Raw genomic sequence first — 17961 nt, 5'->3', positions numbered from 1 at the left:
CGAACGTGTTCAAAACCCTGCGGGCATGACTCTAGGGCAAGTATTTGAACGTGTTCAACCTTGCGTCGTGGGATGCTCGTCACATGATTCGGACGACGGGGGAAAGCGGAGGATCGGACGAGATGACCGGCGCGACGGGGGAGATCGTCATCCGCACGGGCGGTGCGGCCGACGCGGAGGCGGTGGCCGACCTGCACACCGTGAGCTGGCGGACCGCATACGCCGGGATCGTTCCGGCCGAGGCGCTCGGGGACGGCCTGGCGGCACAGCGCCGCGAGGTGTGGCAGATCCGGCTCACCGTCGACTACGGCGGGGCGGAGGACACGCCGGTGCTGCTGATTGCCGAACCGGCGGAGGGCGGCGAGCCGCTCGGCTTCGCGTACCTGGTGCCCGAGCACGACGGGCGGACCCTCCTGGACAACCTGCACGTCCGTCCCGGCCTCACCGGCGGCGGCATCGGCGGGCGGCTGCTGCGGGCGGCGCTCGCTGCCACCGTCGGGCCGCTGCGGCTGGAGGTGCTGCGGGACAACGTCCGCGCGGTCGCCTTCTACGAGCGCGAGGGCGGCGTACGGACCGAGGAGCGCGAGGCGGAGTTCCCCGGGGGCCACCTGCTCCCCGAGTACGAGTACACCTGGAACCGGGCCGGCTGACCGGCTGCGGCGGACCGGGGCGGCGGCCCGGGCGGGATCAGTGGTCGTAGACCGTGACCGGGACGCCGCGGTCGGTCAGCCGGGCGGTGACCAGCGGCTCGATCCGCTCCCACCGGCCGCCGGCCAGGCCGCAGCCGATCCGCGGCATGTGGACGGAGGCCTCCAGGCGCAGCGCGTGCCCGGCGAGGGCGGCGAGCGCGGTGTCGATCGCCTCGTAGCGGACCGGCACACCGGTGGAACGGCCGGTGCGGATACCGCGCTGACCGACCATGTTGGCCACCCAGAGCCGCGGCTCCACCTGGACCAACTGCACCGCGCCGAGCCCGAAGTCGTTGCCCGCCCGCTCCCGGTGCCAGCGCCGGTAGGCGGCCTCCGGTTCCGGCCAGCGGCGGGAGAGCGCCACCACGAAGCCCTTGCCCCAGCCGCCCAGGTCGTTGCAGACGTGGGCGATCACCTTGACGCCCTTGGCCTGGGGTGAGGTGGCGTCCCCGCGGAGGTAGGTGATCCCGTTCGACACGGCGGCGATTCTGCCACCGGGTACTGACAGTCCGTCGGTCGGCCGGTCTGCCGGCCGGGCGTCGCCGGGGCGGGCGCGTCGCCCGGTCAGCAGACCGGCGCCGGGGCCGGGGCCGGGAGGTGCGGGGCCCCGGTGGGCCGGGGTGCGCGCAGCCGGGGCCGGCCGACGAGTGCGGTGAGGGCCGCCAGCGCGGCCGCAGCGGCCGGGATGAGGTAGCCGGTGCCCGGGGAGGCGTGGTCGGCGACCGCGCCGCCGAGCGCGGCGCCCGCCGAGATACCGACCAGGATCGCGGAGACGGCCAGCGCCATGCCCTCGTTGAGCCGGCCCGGCGGCAGCAGTTCCTGGCACAGGGTCATCCCGCTCACCATGGTCGGTGCGGTGCCCGAGCCCGCGACGAACAGCGCCGCCCCGAGGACCGTGAGCCCGGAGCCGGACAGCCCGGCCGCCAGCGGCAGCAGCATCAGCCCCGCCATCACGGCGACCCCGATCAGCAGGCGTCCCTCGGGTTCCCGCCGCAGCCGCAGCGCCCCGAACACCAGCCCGGAGACGCAGGATCCGGCCGCCACCAGCCCCAGCAGCACGCCCGCGGCCGGCTTCTGCCCGAGCCCGTCGGCGTACGCGATGGTGGAGACCTCCATCGAGCCGAACACCACGCCGGTGGCGAGGAAGGTCAGCAGCAGGACCCCCAGCCCGCCGCCCACCGCCATCCCGCCCCGCCGGGCACCGCGGGGGGCGTCAGAGGAGCCGGAGGAGCCGGAGGTGCGGGCGGCGACGGGTGCGAGCGGCGGTTCGGTGGAGCGCTGGGCCGCGAACAGCAGCACCCCCGTGACGCCCAGGGCGCCGGCCGTGATCAGCCCAGCCTCCGGGGCGACCCCGGTGCACAGCGCCATCGCGACCACCGGCCCGGTCATGAAGCAGAGTTCGTCCAGTGCCTGCTCCAGTGCGTTGGCCCGGTGCCGGGTGGCCTCGTCCTCGCGGTGGAGGTGGGCCCAGCGGGCGCGGGCCATCCCGCCGACGTTGGGCACGGTGGCGGATGCGGCCCAGCAGGCGAACAGCGTCCAGTCGGGGGCGCCGGACCGGACGCACAGCAGCAGTCCGACCAGCGGCAGTGCCCCGGTCAGCACGGTGGGGACGGAGACGCGGGCCTGCCCGTACCGGTCGACCAGGCGGCCGATCAGTGGCATCAGCACCGCGCCGGCCGCCACCCCGAGGGCCGAGACCGCCCCCGCCAGGCCGTACGAGCCGCGGCGTTCGGCGATCAACACGACCACGGACACGCCGCACATCGGGCCGGCGAGCCGGGCGAGCAGCCCGGCCAGGGTGAAGGCGAGGCTGCCGGGACGGGAGAAGACCTTGCGGTACGGGGCGAACACGGGGCTCCTGGGATCGGGGTCGTGCCTCCACCCTCGCGGCGGCGACCCCGGGCGGTCCAACACCTGTTCGGCGCCATTGACGTGGTTCTGTTGTTAATCTCCGGGGATGCCCCGTGACCTGCACCCCCGCCAACTGCGCGGCTTCGTGGCCGTCGCCGAGACCCTGCACTTCGGGCGGGCGGCGACCCGGCTGCACATCGCGCAGCAGGCGCTCAGCCGGGACGTCCGGGCGCTGGAGCGGGCGCTGGGCACCGCGCTGTTCCACCGGTCCACCCGGAGCGTGGAACTCACCCCCGACGGGCGGCGGTTGCTCCCCAAGGTGCGCCGACTGCTGGCGCTGCACGACGAGATCGCCACGGCGGGCGAGTCCCGGGCGCTGCTGGTCGACCTCAACAGCGAGGGCGGCGTCGAGACCACCCCCGAGCGGGTGCTGGCCGCGGCCCGGTCGGCCCGGCCGGACTGCGAGCTGCTCGCCCGGTTCCACGGCGGGCTGACCGACGCGGCCCGGGCGCTGGTGGAACACCGGCTGGACGCCTCCTTCGGACGGTTCGCCGGTCTGCCGGCCGCGCTCCGCGCCCACCTGGTCCACCGGCCGGTCCGGTTGGAGCGGCTCGCGGTGTTCCTCCCGGCGGGCCACCCGCTGGCGGCGCGCGCCGAGGTGCCGCTGGCCGCCCTGTCCGGGCACCCGGTGGACGTCTGCGCCGGGAACCCGGGGACGGCGGAGTGGACCGACCTCGGCCTCCAACTGTTCGGCGCGCACGGCCTGGAGGCCGCACCGGGGCGGGAACGGCCGGTCGGGATAGGTGAGTTCGCCCACTACCTGGTCCGGCACGGCGATCCGGTGCTGACCACGGTGGACGCGCCGGCAGTGGCCGGGGGCGTGGTCCGCCCGCTGGTCGACCCCGTACCGCTGAGTCTGCTCGGACTGGTCCACCGGCCCGGACCGCTCCACCCGGGCCTCGCCGCCCTGCACGCGGCCGCCGCCGAACTCGCCGCGGAACAGGGCTGGTTGCGACGGCCGCCGGGCAGCTGGCTGCCCCGGGAGGACGCGGCGCTGCTCGGGGCCGGCTGACCGGAGCCCGGGGCCGGTCGGCGGGAATCCGGGTGCCTGGCCGGTGGGGTGGGAGCCCGGGCCGGCCGGTGGGGCGGGCATGCCGGCGCCCCTGCCGTGGGGGGAACGGCAGGGGCGGGACCGGGGTGGGCGGCTGCCGGGTCAGGCGGCCTTGACGGCGGAGACGTCCAGGGTGAGCTTGACCTTCTCGCCGATCAGCACGCCGCCGGTCTCCAGCGCGGCGTTGTAGGTGAGGCCCCAGGCCGTCCGGTCGACGGTGGTGCCACCCTCGAAGCCGACCCGCTCGGCGCCGTACACGTCGGTGGCCGTGCCGGTGAAGTCCAGGTCGAGGACGATTTGGCGGGTGGTGTCCTTGATGGTGAGGTCGCCGGTCATCCGGTAGAGGTCACTGTCGATCCGCTCGGCGGAGGTTGAGCGGAAGGTGATCTCCGGGTAGGAGTCGGCGGCGAAGAAGTCGCCGGTGCGCAGGTGCTCGTCGCGCTGGGCCTGGTTGGTGTCGATCGAGGCGACCTTGATCACCAGCTCGGCCGTGGAGTTCGCCGGGTCGGCGCCGTCGAGGAACAGCTTGCCCTCGTAGTCGGTGAACTCGCCGCGGACGTTGGTGACCATGGCGTGGCGGACGGCGAAGCCGATCCGGCTGTGCGCGGGGTCGATGGTGTACTCGCCGGTCAGGTGGGCCAGGTCCGGCCCGGCGGCCTCGGCGACCGCGACGGCGGGGGCGGTGGTCTTGGCGGTGCGGTTGAAGATGCCCATGGCTCCTCCTCGGGTCCGAAGCCAGTTGTTTAGGCTTCAACTTGATGGCTCCACCATAGCCCCATGTGGTTCAAAGTTCAACCACTGGACTTCGCGACCCCTGCCGTAGCGCCCCCGCCCCACCCCGGGCTAGCTCTCCTGGGCCTGGTAGAGCAGCTCGAAAGCGGTCTTTCCGTCCAGGGACTCGCGGATCACGTCGGCGTGCCCGGCGTGCCGGGCGACCTCCTCGATCAGGTGCAGCAGCATCCAGCGGGCCGAACGGCGGCTGTTCGGCGAGAACCACGGCGCCTCGGGCAGCGGGAAGTCCACGTCCAGGCTCGGGAGGTCGCGGATCACCTTCTCGGTCGCGGCCGCCACCTCCTCGTACCGGACCAGCCACTGGGCGAGGGTCTCGCCCTCCGGCATCCGGTACTCGTCCGCCCAGTTCGCCGGCGCGCTCGCGGCCGGGCCGCCCAGCAGCTGCTCGACCCACCACTGCTCGCCGCGGGCCGCGTGCCGCACCAGCACCGCCAGCGACAGGCTGCTCGCCGACGGGGTGCTCGCCGCCTGCTCCTCGGTCAGTCCCGACGCGGCCCGGCGCAGGCCGCCGCGCTGCGCCTCCAGGAAGGCGAGCAGGGCGTCGCGCTCATTGCTGACGGCATCCACCAGGGTCGGCACAGGGGCTCCTCTCGACTGGGCCGGCGATCACGCTCCGCTCGGCCTAGGTGACTCCGACGCTATCGGCGAAATAGGCCGGATCCTGTCCGCAATTCGCCGCCCGCTGCGGGTTCGTGGGCGGGTCCGCAGACGGCCCGCAGTGGATCCGTCGCGAAACCGAGGCGTCCGGCGGTCGCGACCAGGGGGCTCCGGCGCCACGCCGTAGGGTTCCTGTCAGAGGCCGCCGCGAGAATCCCTTCCGCCCGCCCGCCCTCGGAACCGCCCGCCCGCCATCCAGCACCACCCGCCGTCCAGCACCGCCCGCCCGCCAGCACCGCCCACCGGAAGGCCCGCCGCATGTACGCCCTGCACGCGCTCTGGCGGTCCGACGACCGGCTGGCGCTCTGGGCCGAGGACGCCGCCGCCTACCGCCGTACCGTCCCCGCCGCCGGCCCCGCGCACCCGTACGCCTGCCCGGCCGGCGAGGTCGCCCGCCTGCTCGCCGCCCTCGGACCGGGCCCCGGCTGGCTCGCCGACCAGGCCGCCGAACGCTGGACCGGCCTGCGCCTCCCCACCCTCGACGGCCGGCCCACCCCCTCGCCCGAACTCCCCGTCGGCACCCCCGCCCGGGGCCTCGCCCTCACCGCGTGGCGGGTCCCCACCCTGCTCCTCGAACCCGCCGAGGCCGCCCAACTGCTCGGCGAGCTCTTCGACCCGCGCTGGTCCGTCCTCACCGCCGAACTCCCCGGCACCGGACCGGTCGAGATCGCCCTCGGCGCCTCGCTGCGCTGGCTCACCGCCGTCCACGACCTCGCCTGGCGCCTGGTCGGCCGCGGCCGGGTGCTCCCCGTCCTGCTCGACGGGGAGCAGGCGGACGGGGCAACGGCACCCGGACAGCCCGGCGGACAGCCCCCCGCGCAGCCCCCCGAGGCGTACGCCCGCTGGCAGCCCGCACCCGACGGCGCCGCCCGCGCCGAGGCCGCCGCCCTCGCCGCAGGCTGCCCGCCCGTCTGCCGCGCCGAGGCCGCTCCCGCCGGCGAACCCCAGCGCGAGCGCACCGGCAGCCGGCTGGTCGCCGACCTCCTGGACGTCCTGGTCGACCGGGAGGCCCGGGTGGCCCTTGCCGGCACCACCCTGGCCCCGGCCGGTACGACACCCGGCACCCCGCGCGCCGGCGACGCCGCCGGAACCGAGGCCTGGCTGGCCGCCCTGACCACCGACCACGGCCGCGTCCACCCGGTACCCGCCGGCCTCGCCGAGCGGCTCGCCGCCTGGTACGCCGGCCCGGGCGCCGCCGGCCGTCCGCTGCGGCTCTGCCTCCGGCTCACCGAGCCGCTCGGCCCCGCCGACGACGACCCCGACGGCCTCCCCGCCCGCGACCACTGGCGCCTCGACCTGCTCCTCCAGGCCGTCGACCGCCCCTCCCTGCTGGTCACCGCCGAGGACCTGTGGACCCAGGGGCCGGCCCTCAACGCCCTCGCCCGGATCACCCCCGACCCCGCCGAACACCTCCTCGCCGAACTCCAGCGCGCCGCCCTGGCCCGCCCGGAACTCCGCCCCGCCCTGCGCCGGATCCGCCCCACCGGCCTCGACCTCGACCGCGCCGGCGCCCTGCGCTTCCTCCGCGACGCCGCCCCCGTCCTGGCCGAGGCCGGTTTCGGCGTCCTGCTGCCCGCCTGGTGGCGCCGCCGCCCCCGCCTCGGCCTGGTCCTCACCGCCCGGCCCGCCCCCACCGCCTCCGCCGCGGTCCAGCGCACCGCCCAGGTCGACCACGACGCCCTGGTCGCCTTCCAGTGGCAGGCCGCCCTCGGCGAAGTCACCCTCACCCACGAGGAGTTGACCGAACTCGCCGCCGCCCAGCAGGGCCTGGTCCGACTCCGCGGCCGCTGGCTGGAGGCCGACCCCGCCCAGATCGCCGCCGCCCTCGCCTTCCTCGACCGGCACGCCGACGGCACCATGCCCGCCACCGAACTGCTGCGCCTGGCCCTCGACGGCGACGCCACCGCCGGCGGGCTCCCCGTCACCGCCGTCCACGCCACCGGCCCCCTCGACGACCTCCTCGCCGGCCGGTCCGACACCCGCGACACCCACCCCGAACCGCCCGCCGGATTCACCGGCACCCTCCGCCCGTACCAGCTCCGCGGCCTCGCCTGGCTGCACCAGCTCGGCCGGCTCGGCCTCGGCGCCGTCCTCGCCGACGACATGGGCCTCGGCAAGACCGTCCAGACCCTCGCCCTGCTGGCCTACGAGAAGTCCCGCGGCGCCACCGGCCCGACCCTGCTGGTCTGCCCGACCTCGGTGGTCGGCAACTGGCAGCGGGAGGCCGCCCGGTTCACCCCCGACCTAAGCGTCACGGTCCACCACGGCGCCGGACGCGGCACCCTGCCCGCCCCCGGCGAGCCCGGCGGCACACCCGCCGACCTGGTCATCACCAGCTACGGCGTGGTCCAGCGCGACGCCGCCGACCTCCGGCGCACCACCTGGCGGCGGATCGTCGCCGACGAGGCCCAGAACATCAAGAACCCCGCCACCGCCCAGTCCCGGATCCTCCGGTCGCTGCGTTCCGGACCGCGGATCGCCCTCACCGGCACCCCCGTCGAGAACCGCCTCGCCGACCTGCACACCATCCTGGACTTCGCCAATCCCGGCCTGTTCGGCGGCGCCGAGTCCTTCAAGGAGCGCTTCGCCGTCCCCGTCGAGCAGACCGGCAACCCCACCGTGGCCGCCGAACTCGCCCGGCTCACCCGGCCGTTCGTCCTGCGCAGGCTCAAGGCCGACCCCGCCGTGGCCGCCGACCTGCCCGCCAAGCAGGAGTTCACCGTCCGCTGCACCCTCACCGCCGAACAGGCCGGCCTCTACCAGGCCGTGGTCGCCGACCTGCTGGAACGGCTGCGCGGGCTGCGCGGCGTGGAACGCAAGGGCGCCGTCCTCGCGGCCATCGGACGGCTCAAGCAGGTCTGCAACCACCCCGCCCAACTGCTGCACGACGGATCGGCGTTGGACGGCCGCTCCGGCAAGGTCGAGCGGCTGGTCGAACTGCTCGGCGAGGCCCTCGCCGAGGGCGACCGGGCGCTGGTCTTCACCCAGTACGCCGAGTTCGGCGCGATGCTCCAGCCCGGGCTGCGCCGACGGCTCGACGAGGAGGTGCTCTACCTGCACGGTCGGGTCCCGAAGAGCCGCCGGGACGACCTGGTCGCGCGGTTCCAGGCGCCGGACGGGCCACGGGTGTTCCTGCTCTCGCTGAAGGCGGGCGGCACCGGGCTCAACCTGACCGCCGCCAACCAGGTCATCCACCTCGACCGCTGGTGGAACCCCGCCGTCGAGGACCAGGCAACCGACCGCGCCTTCCGGATCGGCCAGCGCCGGGACGTCCAGGTGCGGCGCCTGGTCTGCGCCGGCACGGTCGAGGAGCGGATCGCCGAACTCATCGACGCCAAGCGGACGCTGGCTGCCTCCGTGGTCGGCGTCGGCGAGCACTGGCTCACCGAACTGCCCGCCGAGCAGCTCCGCGAACTGCTCACCCTGTCCGCCGACGCCCTCGGGGAGTGACCGTGCCGCCGGAGTCCCACCTGTACACCGCGGAGGGCGCCGGCCCCGGCGACCGCCCGCTCGCCCACTGCCTGGACACCTTCTGGCAGGGCGATTTCCGCCTCCACGACGGGATCGGTCCCCGGGAGGCGGCCCCCACCGCGCTCGACGGCCTCGGACCGTCCGGGATCACCGTCCGCGGCCGGGAACTCGCCACCCTGCTCGCCGCCGCCTACCGGAGCTTCACGGCGGACGGCTGAGCACCGCGCCGCGAAGGTCCGGGCGCCGCACGAAAGTCCCGAGCGGAGCCGTCACATTCCGCGGGGCTGCGTCGTCACACCTCTGAACCGCCCCCGGGAGGCACCCGGGCGGCCCGGAAACGGAGGCAATCGCCATGGCCCGCGTCTCGCTCACCCCGCCCGGCACCCTGCTCAACCGCCTCGGCGCGTGGTACTCCCGCCGCACCTACGGCAAGGTCCTGGACCCCGGCCTCGCCCTCGGCCACAACTCCCGGGTGCTGATGTCCTTCGTCCGCCACGAGCGCACCGTGGCCGGGTGGAACCGGCTCGACCCCGGGCTCAAGCACCTCGCCGTGATGGTGTCCGCGGCCCGGATCAACTGCTCCTGGTGCATGGACTTCGGCCAGTGGGCGGCCGGCGAGCTCGGGCTACCGCTGGAGAGGACCGCGCTGGTCCCGCAGTGGCGCGAACACCGCGCGGAGTTCACCGAGGTCGAACAGCTGGTGATGGAGTACGCCGAGGCCATGACCGAGACCGAGCCCTGCGTCACCGACGAGCTCGCCGCCGCCCTGGTCGCCCGGCTCGGCGAGCCGGCGTTCGTCGAACTCACCGCCATGGTCGCGCTGGAGAACTACCGCTCGCGGATCAACAGCGCGCTCGGCCTCACCAGCCAGGGGTTCTCGGACTCCTGCGAGATCCCGGCGCGGGCCTGACCGTCGCGCGACACCCCTCCGGGTTGTCCACAGGGTGTGGACAACCCGGAGAAACCTTAATTCCGTGGCCCGCCTCCCCGGGGCTGCGGAAGGATCCGCCCATGAGCGCACCGGGACTGAACCAGGACGGCACCATCGCCCGCGAGGGCGCGCTCGACCGGGTGCCGCCCGCCTTCGCCGCTGTGGTGGCCGCGGCCCGCGCGCGGATCTCCGCGACCTACGGCGAGGACCGCCTGCACAGCGCCTACCTGTACGGCAGTATCCCGCGCGGCACCGCCCGCCCCGGCAGCTCCGACCTGGACCTGCTGCTCGCGCTCCACCGCGACCCCACCGACGCCGACCGGGCCGACGCCCGCCGCCTGGAGGTCGCACTCGACGACGGCTTCGAGGAGATCGACGGCGTCGGCGTGCTGCTCTTCGGGGTCCCCACCCTGCTGAGCGAGCTGGAGCGTTACGACCTGGGGTTCTTCCTCGCCTGCCTGTGCACCCCGCTGATCGGCGAGGACCTCGCCGCGGGGCTCCCCGCGTACCGGCCGACCCCGCTGCTGGCCCGCGAGACCAACGGCGACCTCGCGCTCGCCATCCCCCGGTGGCGCCGCCGGATGGCCGAGGAGACCTCGGACGACCAGCGCCGCAGCCTCGTCCGCGGGGTGGCCCGCCGGTTGGTCCGGACCGGCTTCACCCTCGTCATGCCGCGCTGGGGCGGCTGGACCAGCGACCTCGGCCGGTGCGCCGAGGTGTTCGGCCGCTACTACCCCGACCGGGCCGACCAGTTGCGGACCGCCGCCGCGGCCGGCCGCACCCCCACCGCCGATCCGGCCCTGCTCCGACTGCTCGTGGAGGACCTGGCGCCCTGGCTGGCGGCCGAGTACCTCGCCGTGCACGGTGCGAAGTCGACCCGCGGATAGGCCCGTTGGACGGCCGGGCGCGGACCGGGCGGGGACCGGGCGCGGGCCGGAGGGGCGTGGACGAACGGCGGCCGCGCTGTCTAGGATCGCGAGCACGGCATCGCGTGTCGGTCACCGTCCGGGTGAGGCATGGAGGTGCCCGTGAGTGCCTTCTGGAGGCATTCCCACCGTGTCAGTCGAACTGAACCACACCATCGTCCACGCCCGGGACAACCGGGAGTCCGCCGAGTTCCTCGGCCGCATCCTCGGCCTGGAGGTCGGCGAGGCCTGGGGCCCGTTCGTCCCCGTCCTCACCGCCAACGGCGTCGGACTCGACTTCGCCACCGTGCCCGCCGGGACGATCGCCCCGCAGCACTACGCCTTCCTGGTCTCCGACGAGGAGTTCGACGCCGCCTTCGCCCGCATCCTGGAAGCCGGCATCACCTACTGGGCCGACCCGCGTATGCGCCACCCCGGCGAGATCAACCACAACCACGGCGGCCGCGGCGTCTACTTCCTGGACCCCTCCGGCCACTACCTGGAGATCATCACCCGCCCCTACGGCGGCGACCTCCCGTAGCCACCCCCACCGACCCCGCCCGGCCGCCACCCGGCAGCCGGGCGGGGTCGCGTCCCGGCCCGGCCCGCCGCACCGGGGCGGTTGCAGCTGTTAGCGGCCTGCTTGCAATTGCAAGCAGGGTGGGGCAAGCTGGCGGCATGGCCTCACTGAACGTCGGCTCGCTGGGCGAGTACATCCGGGAGCAGCGGCGCAACGCGCAGTACTCGTTGCGGCAGCTCGCGGAGGCGGCGGGAGTGTCCAACCCCTACCTGAGCCAGATCGAGCGCGGGCTGCGCAAGCCGAGCGCCGAGATCCTCCAGCAGATCGCCAAGGCGCTGCGGATCTCGGCGGAGACGCTGTACGTGCAGGCCGGGATTCTGGAGGAGCGGCAGGAGAGCGGCCCCGGACTGCGGGCGGCGATCCTGGCGGATCCGCTGATCAACGAACGGCAGAAGCAGGCGCTGCTCGCCGTCTACGAAGCCTTCCTCAAGGAGAACCGCGAGCAGCCGGACGGCCCCGTCCCCGGCGCCGCGGCCGCCGCCGACTCCTCGGCGACACCCAACTGACCACCGACCCCGCAGACCCTCGACCGGGAGGACCGGACATGCCGATCACCGACGAGCTCAAGAAGACCCTGAGCGACCCGACCCCGCTGTACGCCCTGGCCGGCGCCGGCGACCTGGCCTACGAGAAGCTCCGCGAGGTGCCCGGCCAGATCGAGGCCCTGGCCGCCGACCCCAAGGCCACCCAGGAGAAGGCGGCGGCCCGGCTGCAGGAGGCCGGCGTGAAGCTGGTCGAGGCGCAGGCCAAGGTGACCGAGTCGGTCTCCGCGCTGCCCACCGACGTGAAGGTGCTGCAGGAGAAGGCCCAGCACTTCGCGATGCAGCAGGTCGGCCGGGCCCTGGAGTTCGCGGTGAAGGCCAAGGAGACGTACGACGAGCTGGCCGAGCGCGGCCGGACGGTCGTGGACAAGGCTCGGTCCGGCGAGCCGGCCGGGGCCGGGGTCACCGAGGTCGTGGTGGACCCGGACGCCTCGGTGGACCCGGCCGGGGAGACCGTCGAGGGCGAGCTGGTGGACGGCCCCGCCGCGGAGGCGTCCGCGAGCGCCGAGGCCCCGGCCACCGCCGCGCCGAAGAAGTCGGCCCGGGCGAAGAAGACCACCGGGAAGACCACCGGCGAGAAGTGAGCCCGCCCGGGCGCATCCCCCGGCGACCGGCGGGGGAGAGAACCGGGGGACAACCAGCGACGACGGCACGTTGTGCAGGTGAGTGGACGGCCGGCCGTGCCACGATGGGCGGCGAGGATCCGGAAGCCGCAGTGAGGAGACCGCAGTGGAGATCCTGTACTTCGAGGTCCGGAATCCGTTCTGGTGGCTGGCCGCAGCGATCATCCTGTTCAAGGCGTTCGCCTTCGTGGACGCCGCGACGCGACGCGAGGACGCCTACCGGGCGGCGGACAAGAAGACCAAGCCGTTCTGGCTGGTCGTCCTCGGACTCTCGCTCGGCCTGGATCTGCTGTTCGGCGCCAACCCGGTGACCGGATTCCTGACTCTGATCGGCCTGGTGGCCTCGATCGTCTACATGGTCGACGTCCGGCCGGCGATCAAGCAGCTGACGGATGGCCGAGGCCGCGGCGGGAACCGCAACGCCGGCCCGTACGGCCCCTGGTGACGGCTGCTCGCGGACGACGCGTGTGCCGCGTGTGCCGCCTGTGAGCGGGACGAAGCGAAATGACGGAGGGCGGCACCCCGGTGATGGGGGTGCCGCCCTCCGGCCGTTCCGTGGGGCGGCGCGCTGCCCGGTACCTGCCCCGGGCCGGGCGGCCGACGGGTCGTCAGCCCAGCAGGGTGGGCGCCGGATTGCGCTCCAGCAGCAGGACGGCCACATCGTCCGTCAGCGCGCCGCCGTTGAGCTCCTCGACCTCGGCCAGGGCGCTGTCGACCAGCCGGCCCCGAGTGAGGCCCGCCGCGTGGTGCTCCGCGATCAGGTCGATCAGCCCCTCCTGCCCCAGCCGGCGGGAATCCGCGCCGACCCGACCCTCGACCAGGCCGTCGGTGTAGAGCATCAGCCGCCAGCCCGGCCGGAGCGCCAGCCGCCGGGCGGGCCAGACGGCGTGCGTCGTGTCGCAGGGCAGCAGGCCCAGCGCCGGACCGGCCTGGTCGGCGGGGAGTAGCACCGGCCGCGCGTCCGGACCGAGCAGCAGCGGCGCAGGGTGCCCGGCCAGGTACAGCTCGGCGTACTCCGCACCGGGGCCGTCCTCGCCCGCTGCGGCGCCTGCCGCGGCACCCGTCTCGCCGCCGCCGGCCGCCTCCGGACCGCCCGCGTCGTCCGTGGGCCCGCCCTCGACGGGGTGCAGCACGACCATGCACAGCGTCGCGAAGATCTCGTCGCTGCGCCGCTCGTGCTCCAGCACGTGCTGGAGCGTGGTGAGCAGCCGCTGGCCGCTCAGCCCGGCGAAGACCAGCGTCCGCCACGCTATCCGCAGCGCGACGCCGAGGGCGGCCTCGTCCGGCCCGTGGCCGCAGACGTCGCCGATCACCACGTGGACCGTGCCGTCCTTGGTGCGGACGGCGTCGTAGAAGTCGCCGCCGAGCAGGGCGCGGCGGCGGCCGGGCCGGTAGCGGCGGGTGAAGGCCAGGCCGGCCCCGTCCAGCAGCGGGGTGGGCAGGAGGTGGCGCTGGAGGCGTGCGTTCTCCTGGCCGCGCAGCTCGGCCTCGACCAGCCGGCGCTGGGACTCGTCGGCCCGCTTGCGCTCGACGGCGTAGCGCAGGGTACGGGCGAGCAGGGCGCCGTCCGTCTCGTGCTTGATCAGGAAGTCCTGGGCGCCGGCGGCCACCGCGGCCGCGCCGAGCTCAGCCCCGGCGGCGTCGGTAAGCACCACCACGGCGATGTGCGGGGCGCGGCGGAGCAGCTCGCGCAGCCCGTCCAGGCCGTCGCCGTCCGCCGGGTGAGGGAGGTCGCAGGGTGCGACGAGATCGAGCAGGACGCAGTTGAACGCCGTGTGGGAGGGGTGCCCGAGCACCCGGCGGCCGCTGCCGGACGCGGGGGAGAGCAGCGCGGAGGCCTCCTCGATGCCGCGGGCGCGGTGCAGCTCGACCCGGGTGCCGCTCGCGGCCACCAGGGACTCGATCAGGCCGGTGTCGGAGCAGCCGTCCTCGATGACGAGCAGCCGGTACTGGCCCTCGGCGCTCGTGGACGCGGCGCTGGCGCCGCCGCGCGGATGCGGTATCGGCAGGGCGGTGCCGGGGACTCCCGCCGGGGTGGACGACTTCGCCGGCTCACCCGGGCGCTCCTTCGCCCTGCGTCCGGACGGTCGGCCTGCCCGGGACACCGCCGCAGTGCCGGACGGCACTCCGGCCTCGGACGGCATGCCGACCGCGCCGGCCGCCCGCCCGTCTCCCGTTACGGGCATTGGTCGGTCCTCCCTTTCCCCGACTGGCCAACGGCTGGGATCCGTGCGCGGTGCCCGCCTGGCACCACGAGTCGGGGAGCTTCTCGCGACCATAACGTGATCTCCGGGAATTTCTCGGACCGAGCGCCGCCGATGTGGTTATTGCCACGCTCTTGGTGGGTGGTTTGGTTACGGTGGGCGCCCGGGGGACAAGCGCCGAGAGGAGGCCGAGACCGGTGACGCAGATCACGTTGGTCCAGGGTGACATCACGGAACAGCAGGTGGACGTGGTGGTGAACGCCGCCAACTCCTCGCTGCTCGGCGGCGGCGGAGTGGACGGGGCGATCCACCGCAAGGGCGGGCCGGAGATCCTCGCGGACTGCCGCAGGCTCCGCGCCTCTCACTACGGCAAGGGCCTGCCCACCGGCCAGGCCGTGGCCACCACGGCGGGCCGGCTGCCCGCCCGCTGGGTGGTGCACACCGTCGGCCCGGTGTACGCCGAGGGCGACTACCGCCGGCGGGCGGAGCTTCTCACCTCCTGCTATCGGGAATCGCTGCGCGTGGCAGCGGAGTTGGGCGCGCGGACGGTGGCCTTCCCGGCGATCTCGGCGGGGATCTTCGGATGGCCGATGGAGGACGCGGCGCGGATCGCCCTCACCACGGTGCTGGAGGTCGGCGCCGAGCTGGAGGAGATTCGCTTCGTGCTCTTCGGTGCGGAGGCGTACGAGGTGTTCGAACGGGTGTGGCGCAGGATCGAGCGGGACCAGGACTGAGCGGGATCAGGACCGAGTGGGCGGGAGCAGGCGGAACACGAGGTGTCGGCGGGACGCCTCGTGTGACACGTGCGGCCCTCCTGCCATGGCACCACCATGGTGGCGTGACGGGGCGTCAACACGCCAGAGGAATTCGATAACTCGTTCGAGTGAATCGTTCGACCTGGTCGAACGCGCAGTCCGGTCCCACAGGGACGGAACGGCAGCCGGCGACCACGACGACCACCGCCCACCGCCCACCGGCCGGGCCGGGTGCCTCAGGGCGCCAGCGCCGACCACGCCACGGTGACCTCGCCCTGCCGCCAGCGCCCCCGGGCGTCCACCAGCGGCCAGTTCCCCGCCAGCGAGGCGCAGGCCGCCGCCCAGCGCTGCCGCGCCCCGAACGCCCCGAACGGCGCGGCCGCCGCCCACGCCCGGTCGAAGTCGGTCAGGAAGGCGTGCACCGGACGTCCGGGCACGTTGTGGTGGATCAGCGCCTTCGGCAGCCGCTCGGCCAGGTCCGACGGACGGACCAGGTTGCCAAGCCGGGCCGCGAAGGTCACCGTCCGCGGCCCCTCCGGGCCGAGCGCCACCCACACGTGCCGACGCCCGATCTCGTCGCAGGTGCCCTCCACCAGCAGGCCGTCCGGCGCCAGCCGCCCGCACAGCCGCTCCCACACCTCGGCGACCTCGCGCTCCTCGTACTGCCGCAGCACGTTCGCCGCCCGGATCAGCTGCGCCCCGGCGCCGCCGTCCAGCGGCACCTCGAAGCCGCCCCGGCGGAAGCCGAGCAGCGGCGGGTCCGCGTACGGCAGGGCGGCGGCCACCCGCTCCGGGTCGATCTCGATGCCGACCACCCGGACGTCCGGCCGGACCGCGCGCAGCCGCGCCGACAACTCCACGGCCGTCCACGGCGCCGCGCCGTAGCCCAGGTCCACGGCGACCGGCGGCCGGTCGGCGGACCGCAGCGTCCGAGCCAGGGTGTGGGCGATCCAGCGGTCCATCCGGCGCAGCCGGTTGGTGTTGGTGGTGCCGCGGGTGATCGTCCCGACCGGGCGGGCGGAGCGCCCGCGGCTGGACGGGGTGTCGGAGGCGGCCATGCCCCGCAGCCTACGCAACAGGGCGGCGCCGACTCGAACACCGGCCGACCGCGACCAGCCGCCCCGGCCGCCCCGATGGGCCGGACAGAACGCGCGGGCGGTCCGGGCGCACCTGCCTGCCGCAGCAGGGCCGGCGGCCCGGGCGGAGGGTGAGCCGGGTCTCATGGGATGAGACGGGAATACCGTCCATCGGCGCGGTGGTTGCCACACTCGACGACTGTCCGCCCCCGGCCGCGTGCCGAGGGCGGGCCCGCGTGCGCACGGCCTCCGGGCCCGCGTGCACGCACCCAGCGCGGTCCGGGAGCAAGAGGAGGCTTCAGCCAGGTGACCCAGCACCCCGTACGGACGGCCCCCGCCCGCCGTGACCGGCTCCACCTGCCGACCGGTCGTGGCCGCCTGCAGGCCCTGGTGGGCGGCCGCGGCCGCCGCCCCCGCCGGATCGCCATGCTCAGCGTCCACACCTCCCCGCTGCACCAGCCGGGCACCGGCGACGCCGGCGGGATGAACGTCTACATCGTCGAGCTTGCCAAGCGGCTCGCCGACCTCGACATCGAGGTCGAGGTGTTCACCCGGGCCGCCAGCTCGGACGACGCCCCGACCGTCCAGCTCGCCCCCGGCGTGCTGGTCCGGCACGTCACCGCCGGCCCCTACGAGGGCCTGGTCAAGGAGGACCTGCCGGCCCAGCTCTGCGCCTTCACCCACGGCGTGCTCCGCACCGAGGCCGGCCACCGCCCGGGCCACTACGACCTGGTCCACTCCCATTACTGGCTCTCGGGCCACGTGGGCTGGCTGGCCGCCGAGCGCTGGGGCGTCCCCCTGGTGCACACCATGCACACCATGGCCAAGGTGAAGAACGCGGCGCTCGCCGACGGCGACAGTCCCGAGCCCGCCGCCCGGGTGATCGGCGAGACCCAGGTGGTCGAGGCCGCCGACCGGCTGATCGCCAACACCGCCGAGGAGGCCGACGAGCTCGCCCGGCACTACGCCGCCCTGCCCGGCCAGCTCGCCGTGGTCCACCCCGGCGTCAACCTGGACGTCTTCCGGCCCGGCGACCAGCGCGCCGCCCGCGCCCGCCTCGGCCTGCCGCAGGACGCGGCCGTGCTGCTCTTCGCCGGCCGGATACAGCCCCTCAAGGCCCCGGACGTGCTGCTCAAGGCCGTCGCCGAGCTGCTCGCCCGGGAGCCCGGGCTGCGCGAGCGGCTGGTCGTCCCGGTGGTCGGCGGGCCCTCCGGCACCGGCCTCGCCCGGCCCGAGAGCCTGCACAAACTGGCCGCCCAGCTCGGAATCTCCGACGTGGTCCGCTTCCACCCGCCGGTCGGGCAGCAGGTCCTCGCCGAGTGGTACCGGGCGGCCACCGCCCTGGTGATGCCCTCGCACAGCGAGTCCTTCGGCCTGGTCGCCCTGGAGGCGCAGGCCTGCGGCACCCCCGTGGTCGCCGCCGCGGTCGGCGGCCTCCCGGTCGCCGTCCGGGACGCGGTCACCGGCACCCTGGTCCACGGCCACCGGCCGGAGGCCTGGGCGGAGGCGCTGCGGCCGTACGTCACCGACCGGGCGCTGGTCGCCCGGCGCGGGGCCGCCGCCGCCCGGCACGCCGCACGCTTCGGCTGGGACGCGGCGGCGGCGGCCACCGCCGAGGTGTACGCGGGGGCGATGGCGGGCCGCGGCGCCGGCCGCCTGCGGTTCGCCTGACCGACCCGGAGCCGGCACGACGGCCGCGGGCGGACGGACACCCGTCCGCCCGCGGCCCCTGCCCGCGGTCCCTGCCGCGGCCGACGTGATCGAGATCGCCGGG

The 17961-nt window shown here is 75.1% G+C and carries 18 protein-coding genes; 12 read left to right on the top strand and 6 right to left on the bottom strand.

Translation table 11 applies throughout. The features are described from left to right. The first annotated feature begins 122 nt into the window (after positions 1-122). Positions 123-650 carry a GNAT family N-acetyltransferase gene (locus ABWK59_RS16065; protein WP_354641269.1) on the top strand — a complete coding sequence of 176 codons (528 nt, stop codon included), beginning with the start codon at positions 123-125 and terminating at the stop codon, positions 648-650. A gap of 37 nt (positions 651-687) precedes the next feature. On the opposite strand, the gene ABWK59_RS16060 is transcribed toward ABWK59_RS16065, so the two are convergent. After that, on the bottom strand, positions 688-1167 hold the full coding sequence (locus tag ABWK59_RS16060) for an Appr-1-p processing protein (protein ID WP_354641268.1): 480 nt from the start codon (positions 1165-1167) through the stop codon (positions 688-690). Positions 1168-1253: 86 nt separating this feature from the next. Further along, positions 1254-2540 (bottom strand): MFS transporter, encoded by a 1287-nt coding sequence (locus tag ABWK59_RS16055; protein WP_354641267.1) that lies wholly within the window; start codon positions 2538-2540, stop codon positions 1254-1256. A 106-nt stretch (positions 2541-2646) separates the two neighbouring features. Here ABWK59_RS16055 and ABWK59_RS16050 point away from each other — a divergent pair, with 106 nt between their 5' ends. Further along, positions 2647-3612, top strand: a complete 966-nt coding sequence (locus tag ABWK59_RS16050; protein ID WP_354641266.1) for a LysR family transcriptional regulator — start codon at positions 2647-2649, stop codon at positions 3610-3612. A 141-nt stretch (positions 3613-3753) separates the two neighbouring features. On the opposite strand, the gene ABWK59_RS16045 is transcribed toward ABWK59_RS16050, so the two are convergent. Continuing rightward, on the bottom strand, positions 3754-4365 hold the full coding sequence (locus tag ABWK59_RS16045) for a YceI family protein (RefSeq protein ID WP_354641265.1): 612 nt from the start codon (positions 4363-4365) through the stop codon (positions 3754-3756). A gap of 129 nt (positions 4366-4494) precedes the next feature. Beyond that, positions 4495-5022 (bottom strand): DinB family protein, encoded by a 528-nt coding sequence (locus ABWK59_RS16040; RefSeq protein ID WP_354641264.1) that lies wholly within the window; start codon positions 5020-5022, stop codon positions 4495-4497. A 336-nt stretch (positions 5023-5358) separates the two neighbouring features. On the opposite strand from ABWK59_RS16040, the gene ABWK59_RS16035 reads away from it, so the two are divergent. The 8 genes from ABWK59_RS16035 to ABWK59_RS16000 all read left to right on the top strand — a co-directional run bounded on the left by ABWK59_RS16035 (position 5359) and on the right by ABWK59_RS16000 (position 12597). Further along, complete coding sequence (locus ABWK59_RS16035; protein ID WP_354641263.1) at positions 5359-8550, top strand: DEAD/DEAH box helicase; 3192 nt, start codon at positions 5359-5361, stop codon at positions 8548-8550. Between the two features lie 2 nt (positions 8551-8552). Then, entirely contained in the window at positions 8553-8789 is a 237-nt protein-coding gene (locus ABWK59_RS16030; protein ID WP_354641262.1) for a hypothetical protein, read from the top strand. Positions 8790-8923: 134 nt separating this feature from the next. After that, complete coding sequence (locus ABWK59_RS16025) at positions 8924-9481, top strand: carboxymuconolactone decarboxylase family protein (protein ID WP_354641261.1); 558 nt, start codon at positions 8924-8926, stop codon at positions 9479-9481. Positions 9482-9582: 101 nt separating this feature from the next. Beyond that, entirely contained in the window at positions 9583-10389 is an 807-nt protein-coding gene (locus ABWK59_RS16020) for a nucleotidyltransferase domain-containing protein (RefSeq protein WP_354641260.1), read from the top strand. Between the two features lie 169 nt (positions 10390-10558). Next, entirely contained in the window at positions 10559-10948 is a 390-nt protein-coding gene (locus tag ABWK59_RS16015; RefSeq protein WP_354641259.1) for a VOC family protein, read from the top strand. A gap of 137 nt (positions 10949-11085) precedes the next feature. Continuing rightward, complete coding sequence (locus ABWK59_RS16010; protein ID WP_354641258.1) at positions 11086-11493, top strand: helix-turn-helix domain-containing protein; 408 nt, start codon at positions 11086-11088, stop codon at positions 11491-11493. A gap of 38 nt (positions 11494-11531) precedes the next feature. Further along, positions 11532-12113 carry a hypothetical protein gene (locus ABWK59_RS16005; protein ID WP_354641257.1) on the top strand — a complete coding sequence of 194 codons (582 nt, stop codon included), beginning with the start codon at positions 11532-11534 and terminating at the stop codon, positions 12111-12113. Positions 12114-12264: 151 nt separating this feature from the next. Further along, a complete protein-coding gene (locus ABWK59_RS16000; protein ID WP_354644972.1) occupies positions 12265-12597 on the top strand; it encodes a DUF2516 family protein in 333 nt (110 codons plus the stop codon). Positions 12598-12760: 163 nt separating this feature from the next. Here ABWK59_RS16000 and ABWK59_RS15995 read toward each other — a convergent pair whose 3' ends face one another. Further along, a complete protein-coding gene (locus tag ABWK59_RS15995) occupies positions 12761-14338 on the bottom strand; it encodes a PP2C family protein-serine/threonine phosphatase (RefSeq protein ID WP_354641256.1) in 1578 nt (525 codons plus the stop codon). Positions 14339-14553: 215 nt separating this feature from the next. On the opposite strand from ABWK59_RS15995, the gene ABWK59_RS15990 reads away from it, so the two are divergent. Continuing rightward, positions 14554-15090, top strand: coding sequence for an O-acetyl-ADP-ribose deacetylase (locus ABWK59_RS15990; RefSeq protein ID WP_354641255.1), 537 nt, complete (start codon positions 14554-14556; stop codon positions 15088-15090). A gap of 257 nt (positions 15091-15347) precedes the next feature. On the opposite strand, the gene ABWK59_RS15985 is transcribed toward ABWK59_RS15990, so the two are convergent. Continuing rightward, positions 15348-16169, bottom strand: coding sequence for a class I SAM-dependent methyltransferase (locus ABWK59_RS15985; protein WP_354641254.1), 822 nt, complete (start codon positions 16167-16169; stop codon positions 15348-15350). A 324-nt stretch (positions 16170-16493) separates the two neighbouring features. Here ABWK59_RS15985 and mshA point away from each other — a divergent pair, with 324 nt between their 5' ends. Further along, entirely contained in the window at positions 16494-17858 is a 1365-nt protein-coding gene (gene mshA, locus ABWK59_RS15980) for a D-inositol-3-phosphate glycosyltransferase (RefSeq protein ID WP_420492788.1), read from the top strand. The last annotated feature ends 103 nt before the right edge of the window (positions 17859-17961 follow it).

Source organism: Kitasatospora sp. HUAS MG31, assembly GCF_040571325.1.
Lineage (GTDB): Bacteria > Actinomycetota > Actinomycetes > Streptomycetales > Streptomycetaceae > Kitasatospora > Kitasatospora camelliae.
Note: the sequence above shows the minus strand (reverse complement) of the source record. Positions and strands in the feature narration are given on the sequence as shown.

Bases quoted from the DNA above. Each gene is read 5' to 3' on its own strand.
- ABWK59_RS16065 (WP_354641269.1), top strand. From the start codon at position 123: ATGACCGGCGCGACGGGGGAGATCGTCATCCGCACGGGCGGTGCGGCC.
- ABWK59_RS16050 (WP_354641266.1), top strand. From the start codon at position 2,647: ATGCCCCGTGACCTGCACCCCCGCCAACTGCGCGGCTTCGTGGCCGTC.
- ABWK59_RS16045 (WP_354641265.1), bottom strand. From the start codon at position 4,365: ATGGGCATCTTCAACCGCACCGCCAAGACCACCGCCCCCGCCGTCGCG.
- ABWK59_RS16035 (WP_354641263.1), top strand. From the start codon at position 5,359: ATGTACGCCCTGCACGCGCTCTGGCGGTCCGACGACCGGCTGGCGCTC.
- ABWK59_RS16025 (WP_354641261.1), top strand. From the start codon at position 8,924: ATGGCCCGCGTCTCGCTCACCCCGCCCGGCACCCTGCTCAACCGCCTC.
- ABWK59_RS16020 (WP_354641260.1), top strand. From the start codon at position 9,583: ATGAGCGCACCGGGACTGAACCAGGACGGCACCATCGCCCGCGAGGGC.
- ABWK59_RS16010 (WP_354641258.1), top strand. From the start codon at position 11,086: ATGGCCTCACTGAACGTCGGCTCGCTGGGCGAGTACATCCGGGAGCAG.
- ABWK59_RS16005 (WP_354641257.1), top strand. From the start codon at position 11,532: ATGCCGATCACCGACGAGCTCAAGAAGACCCTGAGCGACCCGACCCCG.
- ABWK59_RS15995 (WP_354641256.1), bottom strand. From the start codon at position 14,338: ATGCCCGTAACGGGAGACGGGCGGGCGGCCGGCGCGGTCGGCATGCCG.
- ABWK59_RS15985 (WP_354641254.1), bottom strand. From the start codon at position 16,169: ATGGCCGCCTCCGACACCCCGTCCAGCCGCGGGCGCTCCGCCCGCCCG.